Source organism: Marivivens donghaensis (genome assembly GCF_011806565.1).
GTDB lineage: Bacteria > Pseudomonadota > Alphaproteobacteria > Rhodobacterales > Rhodobacteraceae > Marivivens > Marivivens donghaensis_A.
Window position 1 is genome coordinate 253135 of record NZ_JAATOP010000004.1, and the last position, 17889, is coordinate 271023.

Genomic DNA, 17889 nt, shown 5'->3' on the forward strand with positions numbered 1-17889 from the left:
TTCGGGCGCCGCATCGGGACGAAACCATGGTTGCTTCAGCCGGTCGTATCACCCTTTGGGGCGTCGAAGTCTTCGTCGCAACTGCGGACGAAGCCTCCATTTCGGCAGCAGCGCGGCGGCTCGGGTCGTCGGCTGCGACCGTCAGCCAGCAGCTCAGCAACCTTGAGACTGCGATCGGCGCTACTCTTCTGAACCGCAACGAACGGCCCATCACGCTCACCCAAGCGGGGGAGATGTTCCTTCGGCGTGCGCACACGATCCTGAACGAGGCCGATCAGGCCAAGCAGGAACTCGCGACCGCAGAATACGGCCTGATGCGCCTGCGGGTCGGGATGATTGAGGACTTTGAAACCGATGTCACGCCGCGCCTTCTGGCCGACATGGCGCAAAGCTGGAGCAACTGCCAGTTCCTGCTGGAAACGGGTCCGTCGCACCGTCTGCACGATATGCTCGAACAGCGCGCGCTGGACGTGATCGTTGCCGCCGACGTCGGCCTGCCGTCCGAGGGGATGGAGCAGCACCTGCTGATGGAAGAGCCGTTTGTCATCGCCGCGCCTAAAGGGACGCTGCACTCGGGAGATGCGCTGGCCGACCTCAAGGGCCTGCCGATGATCCGCTACACGACGCGGCACCACATGGGGCAGGTGATCGCCACGCATCTGGCCCGTCACAATATCAACGAAACGCACCGTTTCGAACTGGATAGTTATCACGCGACGATGGCGATGGTGGCGAGCGGGGCAGGGTGGACGATCCTGACGCCGCTGGCGCTGCTTCGTGCGCGTCGGTTCAGCGATCAGATCGACGTTGGGCCGCTGCCTCTCGCTCCGCTCTCCCGTCAGATTACGCTGCTGGCGCGCCGTGGCCAGCTTAATGAAAAGCCCGCCGAAATTGCCGGCAGGCTTCGCACTTTGTTGTCCGAACTGGTCGAAGGGCCGGCAATTGCCGCTCACCCTTGGCTCAAAGGCCAGCTCACGGTTTCTCAGGTGCCGTAGGCTGCTTCGACGGAGGTCACTTCGTCGGCTGCGTCGATCAACGTCTGGGCCACGAGGTCGCATTCGTCCAGCGTCAGGCGGGCCGGAAGGCGCACGTCGCAGGCTTTCATCAGCATATTGCGGGTCATCGGCAGATCGCTCTGACCATCAAGGAACTGCCAGTTCCAGAACGCACGAGCGTTGTCGCGGCTCGATCCGAAGACCTGCACCTTTATGCCGCGCGCGGCGGAGGCATCGGCGAACGCCTTGATCGTCGCATCATCCATGCCGACCAGATTGAACTGGATCGAGTCCGGTGCACGCACCTCACCCGGCAGCTTGTCGGGCACCTTCATCCACGGCGACTGGTTCAGGCGGCGCGCAACGTGGTCGTGGTTGCGGCGGCCATCGGCGACGCGGCGCGGGATCTCGGGGATTTGGGCACGTACAAGCGCGGCGGACAGGTTGTTGAGGCGGGTATTGTAGAGCGGAAGCTGGTTCTGCCAGCGCTCGAACGCCTCTTTCAGCCCCATGTTTTTCTTCCAGTTATGCTCATAAGCGCCGGACATGATGACGGCGCGGGCAATCAGATCGGGATCGTCGGTGACCATGATGCCGCCTTCGCCCGCGTTCAGCAGCTTGTAGCTTTGGAAACTGAAGCAGCCGATCTTGCCGATAGTGCCGATGTTCTTGCCGTTCCACGTGGTGCCGAGCGAGTGGGCGGCATCCTCGATCACAGGGATCCCGGCAGCGTCACAAGCCGCCATGATCGCGTCCATGTCCGAGGTGTGACCGCGCATGTGGCTGATGATGACCGCCTGAACGGTCGGCAGCTTGGCGTGAAAATCATCGAGGTCGATGCGGTAGTTGTCGGCGCACTCGCACAGCACAGGCACGCAATCGGCGTGAACAATCGACGAGGGCACGGCGGCAAAGGTGAAGGCGGGGATCATCACGCGGCTGTCGCGGGGCAGGCCGAGCGCCTTCAGCGACAGGAACAACGCGGCAGAGCAGGACGCGACCGCGAGGGCGTATTTGGCACCGAGGAACTCCGCGAACTCCTGCTCCAGCAGCTGCACGGGCGAACCTTCGTTGGTGTAACGGAAAAGGTCGCCGCTCGACAGAATGCGCTGCACTTCTTCGAGCGCGGCTGCGGGGATGGGTTCTGCGTCGTAAACGTTCGGCGGAAGTGTCATATTCAGAATTCCCGAAAACTCATTTCGGAAAAGCTAACACAGCGTTGGTAACATTTCTACGAAGGTTTGAATATGTTCGCGGTTAACGGCCGATCCGGTCGCGCAGATCGAACGTAAACATGGCGAGCGCAAGTAGCGGACCCTGCCCGAACGGGCCGAGCGGCAGCGGTGCAACGGGCAGCGTGGTGAGCGTGTCGAAGCGTTCTGCCTGACCCGCGACGGCCTCGGCCATGACCTTACCAGCGAGGCCCGCGAGCGCGACGCCGTGACCCGAATACCCTCCGATCGACAGGATGTTCGGCGCGAGACGGTTCGCAAAGGGCAGGCGGGACCGCGTGATGCCCAAGGTGCCGCCCCACGTATAATCGAACCGCTTTGCGGCCAGCTGCGGGAACATGTCGGTCATCCGCTTGTGCAGCGCCTGATCCATGTTCTTGGGGAATTTGCGGGAGAAATTGGCGCGGCCCCCGAAGAGTAGGCGTTTGTCATCGGACAGGCGGAAATAGTTCACCACCCACGAGGAATCGAACACGGCAAAATCGCGGGCGAGCACATCGAGCGCCTCTTCGCCGAGCGGCTCGGTCGCGCCGATGAAGCTGTTCACGGGCAGGGTGCGGGCATCGGACGGCGTGTTCAGGCCGCGGATATAGCCGTTACCTGCGAGGATCACGTGGTCAGCCGTCAGCTGGCCATTCGGCGTGTGGATCACAGCGCGCGGTCCGGTGTCGATGCGCAGTGCCTCTGTCCGTTCGAAGATCGTCGCACCGGCCTTTTCAGCCTCGCGGGCGAGCGCCAGCACATAGTGCAGCGGATGCACATGACCCGCGTTCATGTCGAGCGTACCGCTTCGGTAATTTTCGGTCCGGACGATGGCGCGTACGTCACCGGTCGACAGGACGGAGACGCCATGGGTCGGGTAATGCTTGTCGAGGTGGGCGACGTCCTCTTGGAAATCGGTCAGATCGCCGGAGCTATCACCGTGAACAATGCCGGGTTTGAAGCCAGCCTCGGGCGCATGTGCGGCGCAGAAATCGCGGACCATGAACGCCGCTTCCTGGCTCATTGCCCAGAGAGCTTTGGCATTGTCGAAGCCGACGCGCTTTTCTAGCCAGCGTTGGCCCTGATTGAAGTCGCTGCCGACCTGTCCTCCATTGCGTCCCGAAGCGCCCCAGCCCGCGCGGTGCGCCTCGATCACGGTCACACCGAAACCCCGCCGTGCCAGCTCTAGCGCGGCCCAGAGGCCAGTGAAGCCTGCGCCGACGATAGCGACATCGGTCTTGCGCATACCCTTGAGCGACGGGCGCTCGGGCGCAAGTGCTGCAGTCGCCGTGTAGTAGGACGACGGGAACGTCGCGACGGGGTCGTTTGCGTAGAGCGGGTTGGTCATTCGCTCGCTTCCGGTTTGACGACAAACTGCTGAGCCTTCACCTGCTGCGCGTCATCCGTTTTCGGATCGGGGCGATGGGCGACCACGCCATCAAGCGAGGCCGCGCCTTTCATCGATTTGAAGCCCGCTGCCTTGCGCGCCTGACCGCCGTGGCTCTTCATCCCATTGGACAGACCAACGGGTTTCACGATCTTGGTCGGGCGGCGCGGCGGCATTGGCATCAGACGTTCAGAAGCAGATGTTCGCGTTCCCACGGGCTGATGACCTGAAGGAATTCTTCGTACTCGGAGCGCTTCACGATCGAATAGACGCGCGCGAATTCCGGCCCCAAGATGTCGTGCAGCTTGGTCGCCTCGTCAAAGATGTCGAGCGCCGCGCCGATATCGCGCGGGATGTCCTCGTCGCCTTCGTAGGCGTCGCCCTTGAACGACGGACCTGCGCGCTTTTCTTCCATGAGGCCGAGGTAGCCGCACGCCAGCGATGCCGCGATGCCGAGGTAGGGGTTGCAATCCATACCCGCGAGGCGGTTTTCAACGCGGCGCGCAGCAGGACCCGACAGCGGGACGCGGATACCGGTCGTGCGGTTATCACGGCCCCAAGCGAGGTTGATCGGCGCGGCGTGGTCGCGCACGTAGCGGCGGTAGCTATTCACGTAAGGCGCAAGGACCGCGATGGCCGAGGGCAGGTGCGTCTGCAGGCCGCCGATGAAGTGGAAGAACGCGTCAGTTTCGCCGCCCGCAGGGCCGGAGAAAATGTTCTGGCCGGTATCGATGTCGAGCACCGAGTGGTGGATGTGCATCGCGCTTCCCGGCTCATCGGCAATCGGCTTGGCCATGAAGGTGGCAAAGCAGTTGTGGCGCAGGGCGGCTTCGCGGATCAGGCGCTTGAAGAAGAACACTTCGTCCGCCAGCTTTACCGGATCGCCGTGGCGGAGGTTAATCTCCAGCTGGCCAGCACCGCCTTCCTGCGTGATGCCGTCGATCTCGAAGCCTTGGGCTTCAGCAAAGTCGTAGATGTCATCTATCACGGGGCCGAATTCGTCGACAGCCGTCATCGAGTATGCCTGACGCGCCGCAGCCGGACGGCCCGAGCGGCCCATCATCGGTTCGATATTCTTGGCGGGATCAAGGTTGCGGGCCACGAGGAAGAATTCCATCTCGGGCGCGACAACGGGCTCCCAGCCCTGCTTGCGATAGAGGTCCACAACGCGCGACAGCACGTTGCGCGGCGCGTAGGGGATCGGCTTGCCTTTGCGGTCGTAAGCGTCGTGGATCACCTGAAGCGTCCAGTCACCCGTCCAAGGCGCAGCGGTCGCGGTGGACATATCGGGGCGCAGGATCATGTCCCGCTCGATAAAACCTTCGTCGCCGGCCGCATCGCCCCATTCACCGGTGATGGTCTGGTAGAAAATGCTGTCGGGCAGGTGGAAGTATTCCTGCTTGCCGAACTTGCTGGCAGGCACGGCCTTACCGCGGGCAATGCCCGGCATGTCGGCGATGATGCACTCGACTTCGTCTAGGCGGCGATCGTTAAGGAATTCGCGGGCTGCTTCGGGGAGGTTTTCGGTCCAGTCGCTCATGATGCGTGGTTCCTTTCTTTGAAGAAGGCGCCGATCCTGCGGGCCATCAAATCCTTATGGACGGGTTCGCCAACCTGCGCGACCGCCTCGTCCAATAGTTGGTCCGGCACAACGCCGCGTCCACGTGTTTCGGCGAGCTGTTTGACAAAGCTGCCTTCGAACTCGGGGTGGGCTTGGACCGTGAAAATGTCATTGCCGTAAACAAGCGCGGCGTATTCGCAAAAATCGGAGGTGCCGCAAACCTGCGCGGTGTCCGGAAGGACCGAAACCTGGTCCTGATGCCATGCGTTCATGGTGATTTCTTCGTCACCGAACTTGTAGGTCTGTCGACCGACCGACCAGCCGTGCGGGTGCTTGACCACGGTGCCGCCCATTGCCTGCGCGATGATCTGGTGGCCGAAGCAGATGCCGACCATTGGCACCTTAGCCGCATAGGTATCGCGGATGAACTGTTCGAGCGGCTTGATGAACGGCAGGTCTTCGTAAGCGCCGTGGCGCGAGCCGGTCAGGATAAAGCCGTCGGCGGCGTGGGGACCCTCGGGAAAATCGAGGTCCACCACGTTCCAAGTCTCGTATTCGAAACCTTCGTTCGCCAGCAGCTTTTGGAAAAAGGTGTCGTAGTCTCCGGTTTCAGCGATGAGCGCATCCGGTGCGTGGCCGGTCTGCAGAATGCCGATTTTCATGTGTCACCAATGGGCGGCCCGATGGAGGTCAGACCGTATCAAGATAGAGTTCGAGTTTTTCCTCGTCCGACAATTCGTCGAGGTAGAGCAGTTCCTGCCGCTTAGTCATAACAAGGTTATCGATCAAGAGACGCGGGAAAATACGTTCAGCGAGGAAACTATGCTCGAAACGGTCGATCGCCAGTTCCCACGTGTCGGGAATCTGCGCCATCTCCTGTTCGTAGGCATTGCCGCTGATCGGCGGGGGCGGGGTCATCTGGTCTTCGATCCCGGTGAGGGCCGAACCCAGCACAGCCGCGAGGAACAGATACGGGTTCACATCGCCGCCCGCGACGCGGTGTTCGATACGGCGCGCGGCAAGGCTGCCACCCGGAACGCGGATCGACGCGGTGCGGTTTTCATAGGCCCAGCAGATGCCGGTCGGCGCATGGCTTTCGGGCACGAGGCGTTCGTAGCTGTTGTCGTGCGGTGCAAAGCACAGCGCAAGGTCGGGAATACCGCGCAGACAGCCGGCGATGGCCTGACGCAGTTCCTCGGTGCCTTCGAACGAGCCGTCGGCAAAGATATTCTTCCCGTCCTCATCAAGGACCGAGAAGTGGACGTGCAGACCGTTGCCCGCGTAATCCTCGTAGGGCTTTGCCATGAATGACGCAGCCATGTCGTGCTTACGTGCAAGACCGCGTACCAGCATCTTGAAGAGGTAGGCGTCGTCCGCAGCCTTCAGTGCGTCTTCGACATGGACGAGGTTCATCTCGAACTGGCCGAGGCCAACCTCGGACGTTGCCGCCTCGGTCTCGATATCCATCGCCTCGCAGGCGTCGTAGAGATCGTTGAAGAAATTATCGAAGGCGTCCAGCGCGCGGAGCGACAGGATCTCTGCACCAGGGCGGCGTTTGCCGGAACGGGGACTTTTCGGCTGTTGGATTTCCTTGCCGGAGTCGTCAATGAGGTAGAACTCCATCTCGAATGCGACGACAGGGGTCCAGCCGCGCGCCTTGAAGCGGTCGACAACGCGGGCCAGCGCGTGACGCGGGTCGCCGTCGAAGGGCGTGCCTTCTTCGGTGTACATCCACATCGGCAGCAGGGCCGAGGGGGTCGCCAGCCAAGGCATCGGTACATAGCCGCGCTCTGTCGGGCGGAGAACGCCGTCGGGGTCACCGACTTCGAACACCAGCGGGCTGTCTTCCACGTCTTCACCCCAGATATCGAGGTTCAGAACGGAGAGCGGGAAGCGCATCCCATCTTTTTCGATTTTACGGGCAAATCGGACCGGAACGCGCTTACCGCGCGCCTGTCCGTTTAGATCCGCAGCGCCCGCACGAATGCTGCGAACATGCGAATTCTCATCAAGCCAAGTCATACCTTCCACCCCAAGCGGGCTGCGGCCCCAGTGGAAAGTGCTGATACTGCACACCTGACGAATGCGGGTTCCGCATGAACACCGCCGACGTGGTCCGAACCTGGGCCTTTGATCCTATATGATCACTCTGTCGATCGGGTGTTTTCGCACCGTCGAAAAATTTGATCATAAATTGATCTTATTACCGTATCAGATTAAACCGCAAGCGAATTTTCTGGCGACTTTCCTGCGGCATGTGCTTGTTCAGCCGCCTGTTTACCAGGCCGAAGATGCCGATCACGGTGAGCGTCAGCAGCACGAAGAAGCCCGCAAGGATCGGGTAGGGGACGAACGGGTTGAACGTCTTGTCCGCAAAGTAGTTCGCGTAATAGAGCGCGTCTCCGTTCTGGCGCATTGCGGGAAAGCCCGAGAAGAACACCAGCGTTGTCGCGTGGAACAGGAAGATCGCTTCGTTCGTGTAGGCGGGCCATGCAAGGCGCAGCATCGTCGGGAAGGTGATGCGGCGGAAACGGGTCCAGCCGCGCATCCCGTAGGCGTCTGCCGCTTCGATATCGCCCTTCGGGATCGAGCGGAGCGCGCCGTAGAAAATTTCGGCCGAGTAGGCGGCCGTGTTCAGGAACAGCACCACGAGCGCGCCGAGCCATGCCGAGCTGAACGGCGAAAAGAACGGTGAGACGCCCTTGAGAGCCAGAAACGCGAAGTAGGCAAAGAAGAACTGGATGAACAGCGGCGAGCCGCGGAAGAACAGGATGAACGTATTCGCCAGCTTTCGCAGGATGACGTTGTCGCCTGCCTTGGCGACGGCGGTCGCCACAGCGAGGAAGAAGCCGAGCACTAGTGCGATCGCACCGAAGTAGATGTTCCACAGCATGCCCGAGCCGATCAGCACGACCTGCTTGCAGACGGTGAAGTCGTCGCGGGGCAGGAGGCGTTCGCCGATGCCGATACTGCGCAGACCGTAGTCTTGAATGATGTCCCAGCAGCTCATTACGCGGCCTTTCTCTGGGCTTCGCCTGCGGCGGTGGCCTGTCCGTGGCTCAAGCGTGCGGAAATGCGCGCGAACACAATTTCGGAGACCTTAGTGAAGCAGAGGTAGAAGATCAGCAGCGCGAGGAAGTACCATACGCGCCAGTCCCCATGCGGGTAGTCGGTAAAGCGCGGGGTCTTTTGGCCGCCAAGCTCGCGGGCCCAATAAACGATGTCCTCGACGCCGAGCAGGAACAGCAGCGGTGTTGCTTTGATCAGCACCATCCAGAGGTTCGACAGACCGGGGAGGGCATAGACCCACATCTGCGGCACGAGGATACGCCAGAACGACTGGCGCGGGGTCATGCCGTAGGCTTCGGCGGTTTCCATCTGGCCGCGCGGCACGGAACGCATCGCGCCGTAGATGACGTTGGCCGCAAAGGCCCCGAACACGATGGAGAACGTCAGCACAGCTAGCATGAAGCCATAGCTTTCATGCACCCACTGCGGCGCGTTGTTGAGAGGAAGCTTCGCCTGCGGACAGACGAGGAAGTCATTGCCCTGACGGATCGGCCGGTCCCAATCGGGACACTTCACCTGATGCCGGAGATACTCGAACAGCTGGTCGAGAGCGATGACGAAAAACAGGAAGAACGCGATGTCGGGGACGCCGCGGACAACAGCGATGTAGGTTTTGCCGAACCAGCGTGCGGGCGCGAATTTGCTGCGCGCAGCAGACGCGCCGCCGAAGCCGAACAGAAGGGCCATCGGAGCGGTGATTGCCAGCAGCAGAAGAACGGTGCCGAACGCCCAGTACATCGACATATGCTTGCCGGTCGTGAGGTAGCACCAGAGCCAGCTTAAACCGGCGAGAGTATCGGGATCAGAACACATCGCGTTATCAAATAGAGGTGGGGGCAGCTAAGTGCCGCCCCCGATCCGTGATTAGTAGGTGGTGGTCTCTTCGCCGAACCACTTGATCAGCAGTTCGTTGAGCGAACCATCTTCTTTCATCGAAGTGATCGCTGCGTCGAACTTATCCTTCAGCTCGGTGTCCGACTGGCGCAGACCCATGCCGATGCCGCCGCCGAGCGGAACATCTTCGCCAACGAACATCAGGTCGGCGTTTTCTTCGACGAACGGTGCAAGGAAGTCCTTGTCAGCGAACACGGCGTCAGCTTCGCCGCTCATGACAGCTGCGAGGGTTTCGTCGCCGGTTGCGTATTCCAGCAGGGTCGCGCCGGTTTCAGCAACGTGAGCTGCCTGAATGGTCGAAGCCTGTGCTGCAACGACGCCGCCTTCGAGGTCAGCGCTGTCCGACATAGCGACGTATGCCGAAGCGGTCGGCGGGTAGTAGTCCTGAGTGAACGAGATGACTTCAGCACGCTCGGCAGTGATCGACATGCCGGCCATGATGTTGTCGTAGTTGCCCGAGACGAGGTTCGGAATGATCGAATCCCAGTCGTTGGTGACCCATTCACAGGTCAGTTCTGCACGTGCGCAGAGCTCGTCGCCCAGTTCACGCTCGAAACCGTCGACTTCACCAGCGTCGTTGATGAAGTTGTAGGGTGCGTAAGCACCTTCGGTGCCCATGCGGACAACGTCTTGTGCGAAAGCAGCGGTCGAACCCAGAGCGACCAGTGCGGTGGTGAGAACAAGCTTTTTCATTTCTCTCTCCTTGTTGGGCCTTGCGGCCTTTGAGATGTCCGTTTGGCCGGACATCCGATTGAATTTATGTTTCCAGACTGACCATTCGCCTGTCTTGCGCAAGTGGTATCTCGCGTCACACAGGGGCGGAATGCGAAAGAAACTGCTGAAGGCGTTCCGACTTAGGCGATCCGAAGAGCTGCGCCGGTGCGCCTTCTTCTTCGATCCGGCCTTTGTGGAGGAATACGACGTGGTCGCTGACGTCATGGGCCATGCGCATGTCGTGGGTCACGATGATCATCGTGCGGCCTTCCTGTGCCAGACCTTTGATGACGCGGACGACTTCCTGTTCCAGTTCGGGATCGAGCGCGGAGGTCGGTTCATCGAACAGAAGCGCTTTCGGCTCCATGCATAGACCGCGAGCGATTGCTGTGCGCTGCTGCTGGCCGCCCGAAAGCTGCGCGGGGTAGGCGTCGCATTTGTCGCCAATCCCCACTTTATCGAGGTACTTGCGTGCGCTCGCCTCCACTTCGGCCTTGTCACGGCCGAGTACGGTGACGGGGGCTTCCATAACGTTCTGGAGGATCGTCATATGCGACCACAGGTTGAACTGCTGGAACACCATCGACAGGTTCGTGCGGATGCGCAAAAGCTGTTTGGTATCGGCAGGACGGCGATGCAGACCTTCGCCCTTCCAGGACACAGGTTCGCCGTTGAAGATCACCTCACCCTGCTGGCTGTCTTCCAGAAGGTTGCAGCACCGCAGAAGCGTGGACTTACCGGACCCTGACGAACCGATCAGCGAAATGACCTGTCCTGCCTCGGCGCGGATATCCACGCCTTTCAGCACTTCAAGGTCACCATAGGATTTGTGCAGATTGCGTATCTCGATGACTGGCGGTGTCGTCACGTTGTTGTCTGTCCCTGTTGCACGCCGCAGTAGCACCGGATTCCCGGCTCCACGCAACATTCCCTGATGCGGCAGGTTAGGACGAATACAGCAGTCTGTGCAATGAATTCGCTCGAAAACGTGCAGTTGCCCAACCGGCAGGCAGTTTTACTGCCTTGTTAGGCTGAGGCGGATACGGTTGCTGTCCTGATCGGTCAAGCCCAGAAGCGGCGCAACCATACGCATAAGGGTATCTTCCTCCGGATCACGGTCTCCATCGGTCAAAACGACTTCCCACATCGCGCGAATGACACCTTCGCGTTTTTCGAGCGCAACCGACTCCTTGATGGCGCGGGTAAAGCGGACGGTGTCCGGTGCCTCTGCTTCGATCTCCTCACACTCGCGGCGCATCTTGGTCGCGTCGAACGGCGAGAGGTCGAATTGTTTTGCCAGAATGCGGTCAATCCGGTCAATCTCTTCGGGCGCATATTCACCGTCAGCGCGTGCAACGCGAACGAGAAGCGCCCCGATCGCCAGACGGGCATCGGTTTCGGTCAGAGGCGGTCGGGTCGGGGCGGTCAACTGCCGCAGAAGGTTGCTCAGCATAAGTTAGGTATAGGTCCGCTCAGGCCCTCCGAAAAGACCCGGTCACGACAAAGCGTTGTAAAGCGCCGTCAATCGGGCCATTTCGTCGCTCAGACCATAGGGCGCGTTCACCACGAACATGCCCGAGCCGACCATGCGGTGACCCTCGCGGGCAGGGGGGAAGCGGACCTCGTGCTTGATGCCATCCGTGATTGCCTGCTCCAGAGCACGGATCATCGGACGATGCAGACCATCGGTCAGGATCGGATACCAGAGCATGATGACACCGACATTCCACTTACGATGCACAGTCTGGATCAGACGCGCCATTGCGTCGTAATCGGTCTTCATCTCGTAAGACGGATCGATCAGCAGCACCCCACGCCGCGGATTGGGCGGACACAACGCATTGGCCATTTCAGCACCGTCGCGCTTCTCGATCACCGACAGGTTGCCGAGAACCTCTTGCAGCGCTTCGTTCTCACGCGGATGCAACTCGGCCAGACGCAAGCTGTCCTCGGCGCGCAGCATCTCCGACGCAATCAGCGGCGATCCCGGATAGGCGTTCGTCCCGTATTTCGCGCGAACCTCGGCCAGCGCTTGCGCGTAAGGATGATCCGCATCGAACCAGCCCAGCTTCTCGGCAATATCGATGCCCGCCTTCGCCTCGCCGGTCTTCACCGCTTCCGCCGAATCCAGTTTGTACAAACCGCGGCCCGCATGGGTCTCCATATAGCTCAGCGGTTTGTCCTTCTTGGTCATATAGGCAAGGACCCAAGACAGCAGCGCGTGCTTCTGGACGTCCGCCATATTACCGGCGTGATAGATGTGCTGATAGGAGAGCATGGCTGCCTTTGTGCCTCAAATATCCCGGGGGTGAACGGCCAAAGGCCGGAGGGGGCAGAGCCCCCCTAAAACGCGCGGCGCCCAAAGGCGCCGCAAACTCTTAGACCAGTCGCGAGTTCTCGACCGCAGCGCGGACGAAGTCCGCGAACAGCGGGTGCGGCTCGAACGGCTTGGACTTCAGTTCGGGGTGGAACTGGACGCCGATGAACCACGGGTGGTCCTGCCATTCGACGATCTCCGGCAGACGGCCGTCCGGCGACATACCCGAGAAGCACAGGCCTGCGTTCTCCAGCTTCTCGCGGTACTTTACGTCGACCTCGTAGCGGTGACGGTGACGCTCTGCGATACGGGTGCTGCCGTAAACTTCGGCAACACGCGAGCCTTCCTTGAGCGAAGCGTTGTACGCGCCCAGACGCATGGTGCCGCCCTTGTCGTCGGTTTCCTTGCGGGTGACGGTCTGGTTGCCCTGAATCCACTCTTTGAGGTGATAGACGACCGGCTCGAAACGCTTTGCGCCTGCTTCGTGGTCGAATTCTTCCGAGCCTGCTTTTTCGATGCCGGCAGCGTTACGCGCGGCTTCGATGACAGCCATCTGCATACCGAGGCAGATGCCGAGGTAGGGGATCTTGCGCTCGCGGGCGAACTGGGCCGCCTTGATCTTGCCCTCGGTGCCGCGCTCGCCAAAGCCGCCCGGAACGAGGATCGCGTTGTACTGGCCAAGGCGCTCGCCAACGTCGTCCTTGTCGAAGTCTTCGGCGTCGACCCACTCGACGTGGACCTTCACACGATTGGCCATGCCGCCGTGGGTGAGGGCTTCCTTGATCGACTTGTAGGCGTCTTCGAGCTGGACGTACTTGCCCACGATCGCAACGCGCACTTCGCCGTCGGTGTTGTGGATGCGGTCCTGAACATCGAGCCAGCGCGCGAGGTTCGGGCGCGGCGCCGGCGAGATACCGAAGGCGTCGAGGACGGCCTGGTCGAGACCCTGACCGTGATAGGCTAGCGGTGCCTCGTAGATAGACTTGAGGTCGTAGGCAGGAATAACGGCGTCGGGACGCACGTTACAGAACAGAGCGATCTTGTCGCGCTCTTTCTCGGGAATCGGGTGCTCGGAGCGGCAGACCAGAACGTCAGGTGCCAGACCGATCGACTGGAGTTCCTTGACCGAGTGCTGGGTCGGCTTGGTTTTCAGTTCGCCCGACGCTGCCAGATAGGGCAGGAGGGTGAGGTGCATCAGTATGCACTCGCCGCGCGGGCGTTCGTGGGTGAACTGGCGGATGGCTTCGAAGAACGGCAGACCTTCGATGTCGCCGACGGTACCGCCGATTTCGCAGAGCATGAAGTCGACTTCGTCTTCACCCTGGCGAAGGAAATCTTTGATCTCGTTGGTGACGTGCGGAATCACCTGAATGGTTTTGCCGAGGTAAGCACCGCGGCGCTCTTTCTCCAGCACGTTCGAATAGATGCGGCCCGACGAGATCGAGTCGGTGTTACGCGCAGCTACGCCGGTGAAGCGTTCGTAGTGTCCAAGGTCAAGGTCGGTCTCCGCACCGTCGTCGGTGACGAATACTTCGCCGTGCTCGAAGGGCGACATGGTGCCCGGATCGACGTTCAGATACGGATCGAGTTTGCGAAGACGGACGCTGAAACCGCGTGCCTGAAGCAGGGCGCCGAGAGCGGCAGAAGCAAGGCCCTTACCAAGGGACGAGACCACACCGCCAGTAATGAAAATGTAACGCGCCATCGGACAGGCAACCCCCGTGTTGTCAGTTCATATATCGAAAAGAGAGAAGGGCCGGATTACGCAGCCAGCCCTATCAACCACGGGATTTAAGTATAACCGGATTCGCCCCGCAAACGCAACCGGACACGCAACATCGTGTTGGGCCAAATGGCCTCAATACCTATACGTAGTGATTACTAGGTAGAGACTTAGTTCGACGCCGGTGCCGGCGGCAGATCAGGGTCGGTTTCTTCGGCAGGTGCCGCATCGTTTGCAGCATCCGACGGAAGAACCGGCGGCAGCAGATCGCTACCCAGACCCGGAAGAGCCGTGCCGTCTTCGCTCTGCTCGGCAGCGGGCAGGCTGTCCAGAGTGGACGACGAACCGAGCTGTTGGCGTGCGATGATGGTCAGCGCCAGAGACGAGATGATGAACGCGATTGCGAGGCCCCAAGTGACCTTGCCGAGCGCAGTTGCTGCTCCGCGAGCGGACATCACGCCGCCACCGCCGCCGCCGCCCATACCAAGGCCGCCGCCTTCGGAGCGCTGCATGAGGACAACGCCGATGAGGCTCAGTGCGATGATCAGATGTACGACGAGTACGACGCTTTCCATGGGGCTCTATCTCTGCCTTCTGTGAACGCGAGGTATCTAGAGGGACAAAGCGCGGGTCGCAACCCCTCATCGGGCCGCAGACCGGACTTTCTCTGGATTGGCGGTCTTGTGTGGTGGAAAAGAACGAATAGAAGAAGCCTATGGTTAAATCTTTCGACATTCGCCCCGCCGTTGCCGCCGACGCGCCCGCTATTGCGGACGTGCAGGTTGCCTCTTGGAATACGACCTATCGCGGGCTGCTGCCTGATGCGCTGATCGACCGTATCACGGTGCCCGACCGCACCCAGCAGTGGACGCGCATCATCAACACCCTTGATGAAAACGGCACAGGCAAGGTCTTTGTCTGCGAAGCGGATGAAAAGGTCGTCGGCTTTGCCAGCGTAGGCGCGCAGCGCGAGCCGCACTTGAAAGAGAAGGGCTACGATGCCGAACTGACCTCGGCTTACCTTAATCAGGAGAACCAGCGCCAAGGCATTGGCAACGCGCTGGTGAGCGCCTGTTTCGAGGAAGGTGCGCGGCTGGGTTATACAGGTATCACCGCTTGGGTTCTGTCCACGAACGCTCCCGCGCGGGCGTTCTACGAGAAATTCGGCGGCGAGATCGTCGACGAGCGCGAATCCGATGATCGTCACGAAGGTGTGTCAGAGACCGCCTATGGCTGGCCGGATCTCGCCGCTTTGGTTGCAAAGTCGGTGTCCTGAGCCGCCTCTGCGACGTTTCGTTTCGATTTCATGACAGAATGCGGTTCCCTGCCCACAAAAGCACCGTTATACGGACGCGGGTTTTGAGCCGCTAATCGAGGAGACTCAGGTATGGCCAACGTAGTCGTCGTCGGTGCCCAATGGGGTGACGAAGGTAAAGGCAAGATTGTGGACTGGTTGTCGGAACGCGCCGATGTGATCGCGCGATTCCAGGGTGGCCACAACGCCGGCCATACGCTGGTGATCGACGGAAAGGTCTACAAGCTGCACGTTCTGCCTTCGGGCGTCGTTCGCGGCGGTAAGCTGTCCGTCATCGGCAACGGTGTCGTTCTCGATCCGTGGCACCTTGTGAAAGAGATCGCTTCGGTCCGCGAGCAGGGCGTCGATATCTCCAAGGAAACGCTGATGATCGCGGAAAACACTCCGCTGATCCTGCCGATCCACGGTGAGCTTGACCGCGCTCGCGAAGAAGCCGCTTCGGCCGGCACCAAGATTGGCACCACGGGCCGCGGCATTGGACCGGCTTACGAAGACAAAGTGGGCCGCCGTTCGGTTCGCGTGGCCGACCTCGCTGACGAAGCGACGCTGGCTGCCCGCGTCGACCGCGCGCTGCTGCACCACAACGCACTGCGCAAAGGTCTGGGCATGGAGCCTGTCGACCGCGACGCGCTGATCGCGCAACTCAAAGAGATCGCACCGTCGGTTCTGGAATTCGCGGCTCCAGTCTGGAAGGTCCTGAACGAGAAGCGCAAAGCTGGTAAGCGTATCCTGTTCGAAGGTGCGCAGGGCGCGCTGCTCGACATTGACTTCGGTACCTATCCGTTCGTCACCTCGTCGAACGTGATCGCAGGTCAGGCCGCAACCGGCGTCGGCATCGGTCCGGGTTCGATCGACTACGTCCTCGGCATCGTCAAAGCCTATACCACCCGCGTCGGTGAGGGCCCGTTCCCGACCGAACTGCACGACGAAGACGGTCAGCGTCTCGGCGAGCGCGGCCACGAGTTCGGCACCACCACCGGCCGTAAGCGCCGCTGTGGCTGGTTCGACGCCGCTCTAGTACGTCAGACCTGCGCGACCTCGGGCATCACCGGTATCTCGTTGACCAAGCTGGACGTTCTGGACGGCTTCGAGACGCTGAAAATCTGCGTGGGCTACGAACTCGACGGCAAGCAGCTCGACTATCTGCCGACCGCTGCGGACGAGCAGGCACGCTGCACCCCGATCTACGAAGAAATGCCCGGCTGGTCGGAATCGACCGAAGGCGCACGTTCGTGGAACGACCTGCCGGCAAACGCCATCAAGTACGTCAAGCGCGTCGAAGAACTGATCGAGTGCCCCGTTGCGCTTCTTTCGACTTCGCCGGAACGTGAAGACACCATCCTCGTCACCGACCCGTTCGCTGACTGATGGACTACAAGCGTCGCAAACGGCTGGCGCTCCTGATCCTGCTGGTCGGGATGCCGGCCTATGTGATCTTTGCGGTGACGGTCATGTCCAACATCGACCGTTTCCCGAAGTGGGTGGAGCTGCCGACGTATATCATCCTCGGCCTCGCGTGGGCCCTGCCGTTCCGCTGGGTGTTCCTCGGCATCGGCAAAGAGGATCCGGACAAAGAATAAGAAAACGTCGCGGCCTGTCAGGTCCGCGGCGTTTTTCTTTAGAACAGTTCGATCTTCAGATCGGCTTCGCTGGAGTCGCAGCTATGGTTCGAAGCGTTCCCGCCTTCGAGGTGAACCCTGCGCTGCGAGTACATGACGTATTTGTCCGATAGCTGCCGGATCAGATCGTCCACGCCTTCGCGAATGTCGGCAGAGAGGTCACGGTCGCGGATGAACTTGTTCATGGCGCGGAGCATCTCGTCGATGGTCTCGGCCTGCTGGCGGATGACGTCGCCGTTCTGCGCACAAGACAGCGCTTCGCGGATCGAGTCTTCGATGTTGTTGGCCGTCGCGCGCTTTTCTTCCTGCTACATCGAATTCAGTTCAATGAGCTGTTCGAAGTTCGTCGTCACTTCGCCCACGCTGCTGCGCGCTTTCTTGAGCGTGTCGGTCTGCGTATCCAGTCGATCCGGAACGCCGCTGCGGAAGCGGAAGTCACCCTTGCTCTCCGACTGGCTCGTATAGACGCTGAGTTCGGTGAGCACTTCGTCCACGATGGGGCCAAGCCGTTCGGTGATCTCTGCGGTCTCGTTGGCAAGGCGGCGAACCTCGCCCGAGATCACGGCAAATTCTCTGCCGACCGAACCCGCGCGGGCCGAAGCGATGGTTGCGTTGATCGCGATGATCTTGATCTCGCGGCTGAAGCTTTCGACGCTTTGCAGCTCGTAGCGCATACTGTCGATCGACTTGGCAATCGTCGCCATGGTCTGACGTGAGGCCGTGATCTCCTCGCGGACACGTTATCCGACCGCAATCGCATCGGCCAGATCGGCCTCCAGCGCGCGCTGATCCTCGCGGTAGGTCTGCGCCATGGTGTCAAGGTTGCCCAAGTGCGCGACGGCGGCGTCGGTTTTTTCACGTTCCTCGATGATCTTGTCTTCGATGTCGTGCAGATACCGCATGAAGCTCATCGAGCATTCGTTGGTTTCGTGCGCGCCGTTCTTTCCTGGCATGTGGAAGTCGGTAATCACCATCTTCGGCTGCACGCCCGTGCGCAGCTTCGCCACGGCATCTTCGCGCTATTGGCCGTCAGCGTGGTATGGCCGAACCGCTTGAGCAGCGCGTCCATGCTCATCAGAAC

General features: G+C 60.8%; 21 protein-coding genes. 4 read left to right on the forward strand and 17 right to left on the reverse strand.

What is annotated here, in order from left to right; translation table 11 throughout:
* Positions 1 to 26 precede the first annotated feature (26 nt).
* The gene (locus HCZ30_RS08175; RefSeq protein ID WP_167637790.1) at positions 27 to 995 is read left to right on the forward strand and encodes a LysR family transcriptional regulator; all 969 of its coding nucleotides are present in this window, start codon (positions 27 to 29) and stop codon (positions 993 to 995) included.
* Here HCZ30_RS08175 and HCZ30_RS08180 read toward each other — a convergent pair.
* From HCZ30_RS08180 to secG, 14 genes are all read right to left on the reverse strand, one after another.
* Positions 983 to 2170 carry a DegT/DnrJ/EryC1/StrS family aminotransferase gene (locus HCZ30_RS08180; RefSeq protein ID WP_167637791.1) on the reverse strand — a complete coding sequence of 396 codons (1188 nt, stop codon included), beginning with the start codon at positions 2168 to 2170 and terminating at the stop codon, positions 983 to 985. The two genes, HCZ30_RS08175 and HCZ30_RS08180, sit on opposite strands and share 13 nt — an antisense overlap.
* A gap of 82 nt (positions 2171 to 2252) precedes the next feature.
* Positions 2253 to 3557, reverse strand: a complete 1305-nt coding sequence (locus tag HCZ30_RS08185) for an NAD(P)/FAD-dependent oxidoreductase (protein ID WP_167637792.1) — start codon at positions 3555 to 3557, stop codon at positions 2253 to 2255.
* Positions 3554 to 3778: a hypothetical protein gene (locus HCZ30_RS08190; protein WP_167637793.1), complete on the reverse strand. Its 225-nt coding sequence runs from the start codon at positions 3776 to 3778 to the stop codon at positions 3554 to 3556. The genes HCZ30_RS08185 and HCZ30_RS08190 overlap by 4 nt, the downstream gene beginning before the upstream one ends.
* Entirely contained in the window at positions 3778 to 5136 is a 1359-nt protein-coding gene (locus HCZ30_RS08195) for a glutamine synthetase family protein (protein WP_167637794.1), read from the reverse strand. The genes HCZ30_RS08190 and HCZ30_RS08195 overlap by 1 nt, the downstream gene beginning before the upstream one ends.
* Positions 5133 to 5819 (reverse strand): type 1 glutamine amidotransferase, encoded by a 687-nt coding sequence (locus HCZ30_RS08200; RefSeq protein WP_167637795.1) that lies wholly within the window; start codon positions 5817 to 5819, stop codon positions 5133 to 5135. The genes HCZ30_RS08195 and HCZ30_RS08200 overlap by 4 nt, the downstream gene beginning before the upstream one ends.
* A gap of 28 nt (positions 5820 to 5847) precedes the next feature.
* The gene (locus tag HCZ30_RS08205; protein ID WP_167637796.1) at positions 5848 to 7179 is read right to left on the reverse strand and encodes a glutamine synthetase family protein; all 1332 of its coding nucleotides are present in this window, start codon (positions 7177 to 7179) and stop codon (positions 5848 to 5850) included.
* Positions 7180 to 7360: 181 nt separating this feature from the next.
* On the reverse strand, positions 7361 to 8167 hold the full coding sequence (locus HCZ30_RS08210) for an ABC transporter permease (protein WP_167637797.1): 807 nt from the start codon (positions 8165 to 8167) through the stop codon (positions 7361 to 7363).
* Positions 8167 to 9039 carry an ABC transporter permease gene (locus HCZ30_RS08215; RefSeq protein WP_167637798.1) on the reverse strand — a complete coding sequence of 291 codons (873 nt, stop codon included), beginning with the start codon at positions 9037 to 9039 and terminating at the stop codon, positions 8167 to 8169. Before HCZ30_RS08215 ends, HCZ30_RS08210 begins: the two co-directional genes overlap by 1 nt.
* Before the next feature lie 51 nt (positions 9040 to 9090).
* A complete protein-coding gene (locus HCZ30_RS08220) occupies positions 9091 to 9813 on the reverse strand; it encodes a transporter substrate-binding domain-containing protein (protein WP_167637799.1) in 723 nt (240 codons plus the stop codon).
* Positions 9814 to 9928: 115 nt separating this feature from the next.
* The gene (locus tag HCZ30_RS08225) at positions 9929 to 10702 is read right to left on the reverse strand and encodes an ABC transporter ATP-binding protein (protein ID WP_348640359.1); all 774 of its coding nucleotides are present in this window, start codon (positions 10700 to 10702) and stop codon (positions 9929 to 9931) included.
* A 147-nt stretch (positions 10703 to 10849) separates the two neighbouring features.
* Positions 10850 to 11287: a TerB family tellurite resistance protein gene (locus HCZ30_RS08230; RefSeq protein ID WP_167637801.1), complete on the reverse strand. Its 438-nt coding sequence runs from the start codon at positions 11285 to 11287 to the stop codon at positions 10850 to 10852.
* Positions 11288 to 11329: 42 nt separating this feature from the next.
* On the reverse strand, positions 11330 to 12112 hold the full coding sequence (rlmJ, locus tag HCZ30_RS08235; RefSeq protein WP_167637802.1) for a 23S rRNA (adenine(2030)-N(6))-methyltransferase RlmJ: 783 nt from the start codon (positions 12110 to 12112) through the stop codon (positions 11330 to 11332).
* 100 nt (positions 12113 to 12212) lie between these two features.
* Complete coding sequence (locus HCZ30_RS08240) at positions 12213 to 13856, reverse strand: CTP synthase (protein WP_167637803.1); 1644 nt, start codon at positions 13854 to 13856, stop codon at positions 12213 to 12215.
* Between the two features lie 188 nt (positions 13857 to 14044).
* Positions 14045 to 14449: a preprotein translocase subunit SecG gene (gene secG, locus HCZ30_RS08245; protein ID WP_167637804.1), complete on the reverse strand. Its 405-nt coding sequence runs from the start codon at positions 14447 to 14449 to the stop codon at positions 14045 to 14047.
* A gap of 140 nt (positions 14450 to 14589) precedes the next feature.
* Between secG and HCZ30_RS08250 the strand changes: the two genes are divergently transcribed.
* The 3 genes from HCZ30_RS08250 to HCZ30_RS08260 all read left to right on the forward strand — a co-directional run bounded on the left by HCZ30_RS08250 (position 14590) and on the right by HCZ30_RS08260 (position 16769).
* Positions 14590 to 15150, forward strand: a complete 561-nt coding sequence (locus HCZ30_RS08250) for a GNAT family N-acetyltransferase (protein ID WP_167637805.1) — start codon at positions 14590 to 14592, stop codon at positions 15148 to 15150.
* A gap of 111 nt (positions 15151 to 15261) precedes the next feature.
* Positions 15262 to 16557, forward strand: a complete 1296-nt coding sequence (locus HCZ30_RS08255) for an adenylosuccinate synthase (protein ID WP_167637806.1) — start codon at positions 15262 to 15264, stop codon at positions 16555 to 16557.
* Positions 16557 to 16769, forward strand: a complete 213-nt coding sequence (locus HCZ30_RS08260; protein ID WP_167637807.1) for a DUF2842 domain-containing protein — start codon at positions 16557 to 16559, stop codon at positions 16767 to 16769. The genes HCZ30_RS08255 and HCZ30_RS08260 overlap by 1 nt, the downstream gene beginning before the upstream one ends.
* Positions 16770 to 16807: 38 nt before the next feature.
* Here the strand turns inward: HCZ30_RS08260 and HCZ30_RS08265 are convergent, their stop codons facing one another.
* The 3 genes from HCZ30_RS08265 to HCZ30_RS08275 form a co-directional block, all read right to left on the reverse strand.
* Entirely contained in the window at positions 16808 to 16993 is a 186-nt protein-coding gene (locus HCZ30_RS08265; protein ID WP_167637808.1) for a hypothetical protein, read from the reverse strand.
* Between the two features lie 123 nt (positions 16994 to 17116).
* The gene (locus tag HCZ30_RS08270; protein ID WP_348640362.1) at positions 17117 to 17533 is read right to left on the reverse strand and encodes a methyl-accepting chemotaxis protein; all 417 of its coding nucleotides are present in this window, start codon (positions 17531 to 17533) and stop codon (positions 17117 to 17119) included.
* 15 nt (positions 17534 to 17548) lie between these two features.
* Positions 17549 to 17815, reverse strand: a complete 267-nt coding sequence (locus HCZ30_RS08275) for a hypothetical protein (RefSeq protein WP_167637810.1) — start codon at positions 17813 to 17815, stop codon at positions 17549 to 17551.
* Positions 17816 to 17889: the final 74 nt, after the last annotated feature.

Excerpts from the sequence above, each read along its gene's own strand:
- HCZ30_RS08175 (WP_167637790.1), top strand. The coding sequence starts at position 27 with ATGGTTGCTTCAGCCGGTCGTATCACCCTTTGGGGCGTCGAAGTCTTC.
- HCZ30_RS08180 (WP_167637791.1), bottom strand. The coding sequence starts at position 2,170 with ATGACACTTCCGCCGAACGTTTACGACGCAGAACCCATCCCCGCAGCC.
- HCZ30_RS08185 (WP_167637792.1), bottom strand. The coding sequence starts at position 3,557 with ATGACCAACCCGCTCTACGCAAACGACCCCGTCGCGACGTTCCCGTCG.
- HCZ30_RS08190 (WP_167637793.1), bottom strand. The coding sequence starts at position 3,778 with ATGCCAATGCCGCCGCGCCGCCCGACCAAGATCGTGAAACCCGTTGGT.
- HCZ30_RS08195 (WP_167637794.1), bottom strand. The coding sequence starts at position 5,136 with ATGAGCGACTGGACCGAAAACCTCCCCGAAGCAGCCCGCGAATTCCTT.
- HCZ30_RS08200 (WP_167637795.1), bottom strand. The coding sequence starts at position 5,819 with ATGAAAATCGGCATTCTGCAGACCGGCCACGCACCGGATGCGCTCATC.
- HCZ30_RS08205 (WP_167637796.1), bottom strand. The coding sequence starts at position 7,179 with ATGACTTGGCTTGATGAGAATTCGCATGTTCGCAGCATTCGTGCGGGC.
- HCZ30_RS08210 (WP_167637797.1), bottom strand. The coding sequence starts at position 8,167 with ATGAGCTGCTGGGACATCATTCAAGACTACGGTCTGCGCAGTATCGGC.
- HCZ30_RS08215 (WP_167637798.1), bottom strand. The coding sequence starts at position 9,039 with ATGTGTTCTGATCCCGATACTCTCGCCGGTTTAAGCTGGCTCTGGTGC.
- HCZ30_RS08220 (WP_167637799.1), bottom strand. The coding sequence starts at position 9,813 with ATGAAAAAGCTTGTTCTCACCACCGCACTGGTCGCTCTGGGTTCGACC.
- HCZ30_RS08230 (WP_167637801.1), bottom strand. The coding sequence starts at position 11,287 with ATGCTGAGCAACCTTCTGCGGCAGTTGACCGCCCCGACCCGACCGCCT.
- rlmJ (WP_167637802.1), bottom strand. The coding sequence starts at position 12,112 with ATGCTCTCCTATCAGCACATCTATCACGCCGGTAATATGGCGGACGTC.
- HCZ30_RS08240 (WP_167637803.1), bottom strand. The coding sequence starts at position 13,856 with ATGGCGCGTTACATTTTCATTACTGGCGGTGTGGTCTCGTCCCTTGGT.
- secG (WP_167637804.1), bottom strand. The coding sequence starts at position 14,449 with ATGGAAAGCGTCGTACTCGTCGTACATCTGATCATCGCACTGAGCCTC.
- HCZ30_RS08250 (WP_167637805.1), top strand. The coding sequence starts at position 14,590 with ATGGTTAAATCTTTCGACATTCGCCCCGCCGTTGCCGCCGACGCGCCC.
- HCZ30_RS08255 (WP_167637806.1), top strand. The coding sequence starts at position 15,262 with ATGGCCAACGTAGTCGTCGTCGGTGCCCAATGGGGTGACGAAGGTAAA.
- HCZ30_RS08260 (WP_167637807.1), top strand. The coding sequence starts at position 16,557 with ATGGACTACAAGCGTCGCAAACGGCTGGCGCTCCTGATCCTGCTGGTC.
- HCZ30_RS08265 (WP_167637808.1), bottom strand. The coding sequence starts at position 16,993 with ATGAACAAGTTCATCCGCGACCGTGACCTCTCTGCCGACATTCGCGAA.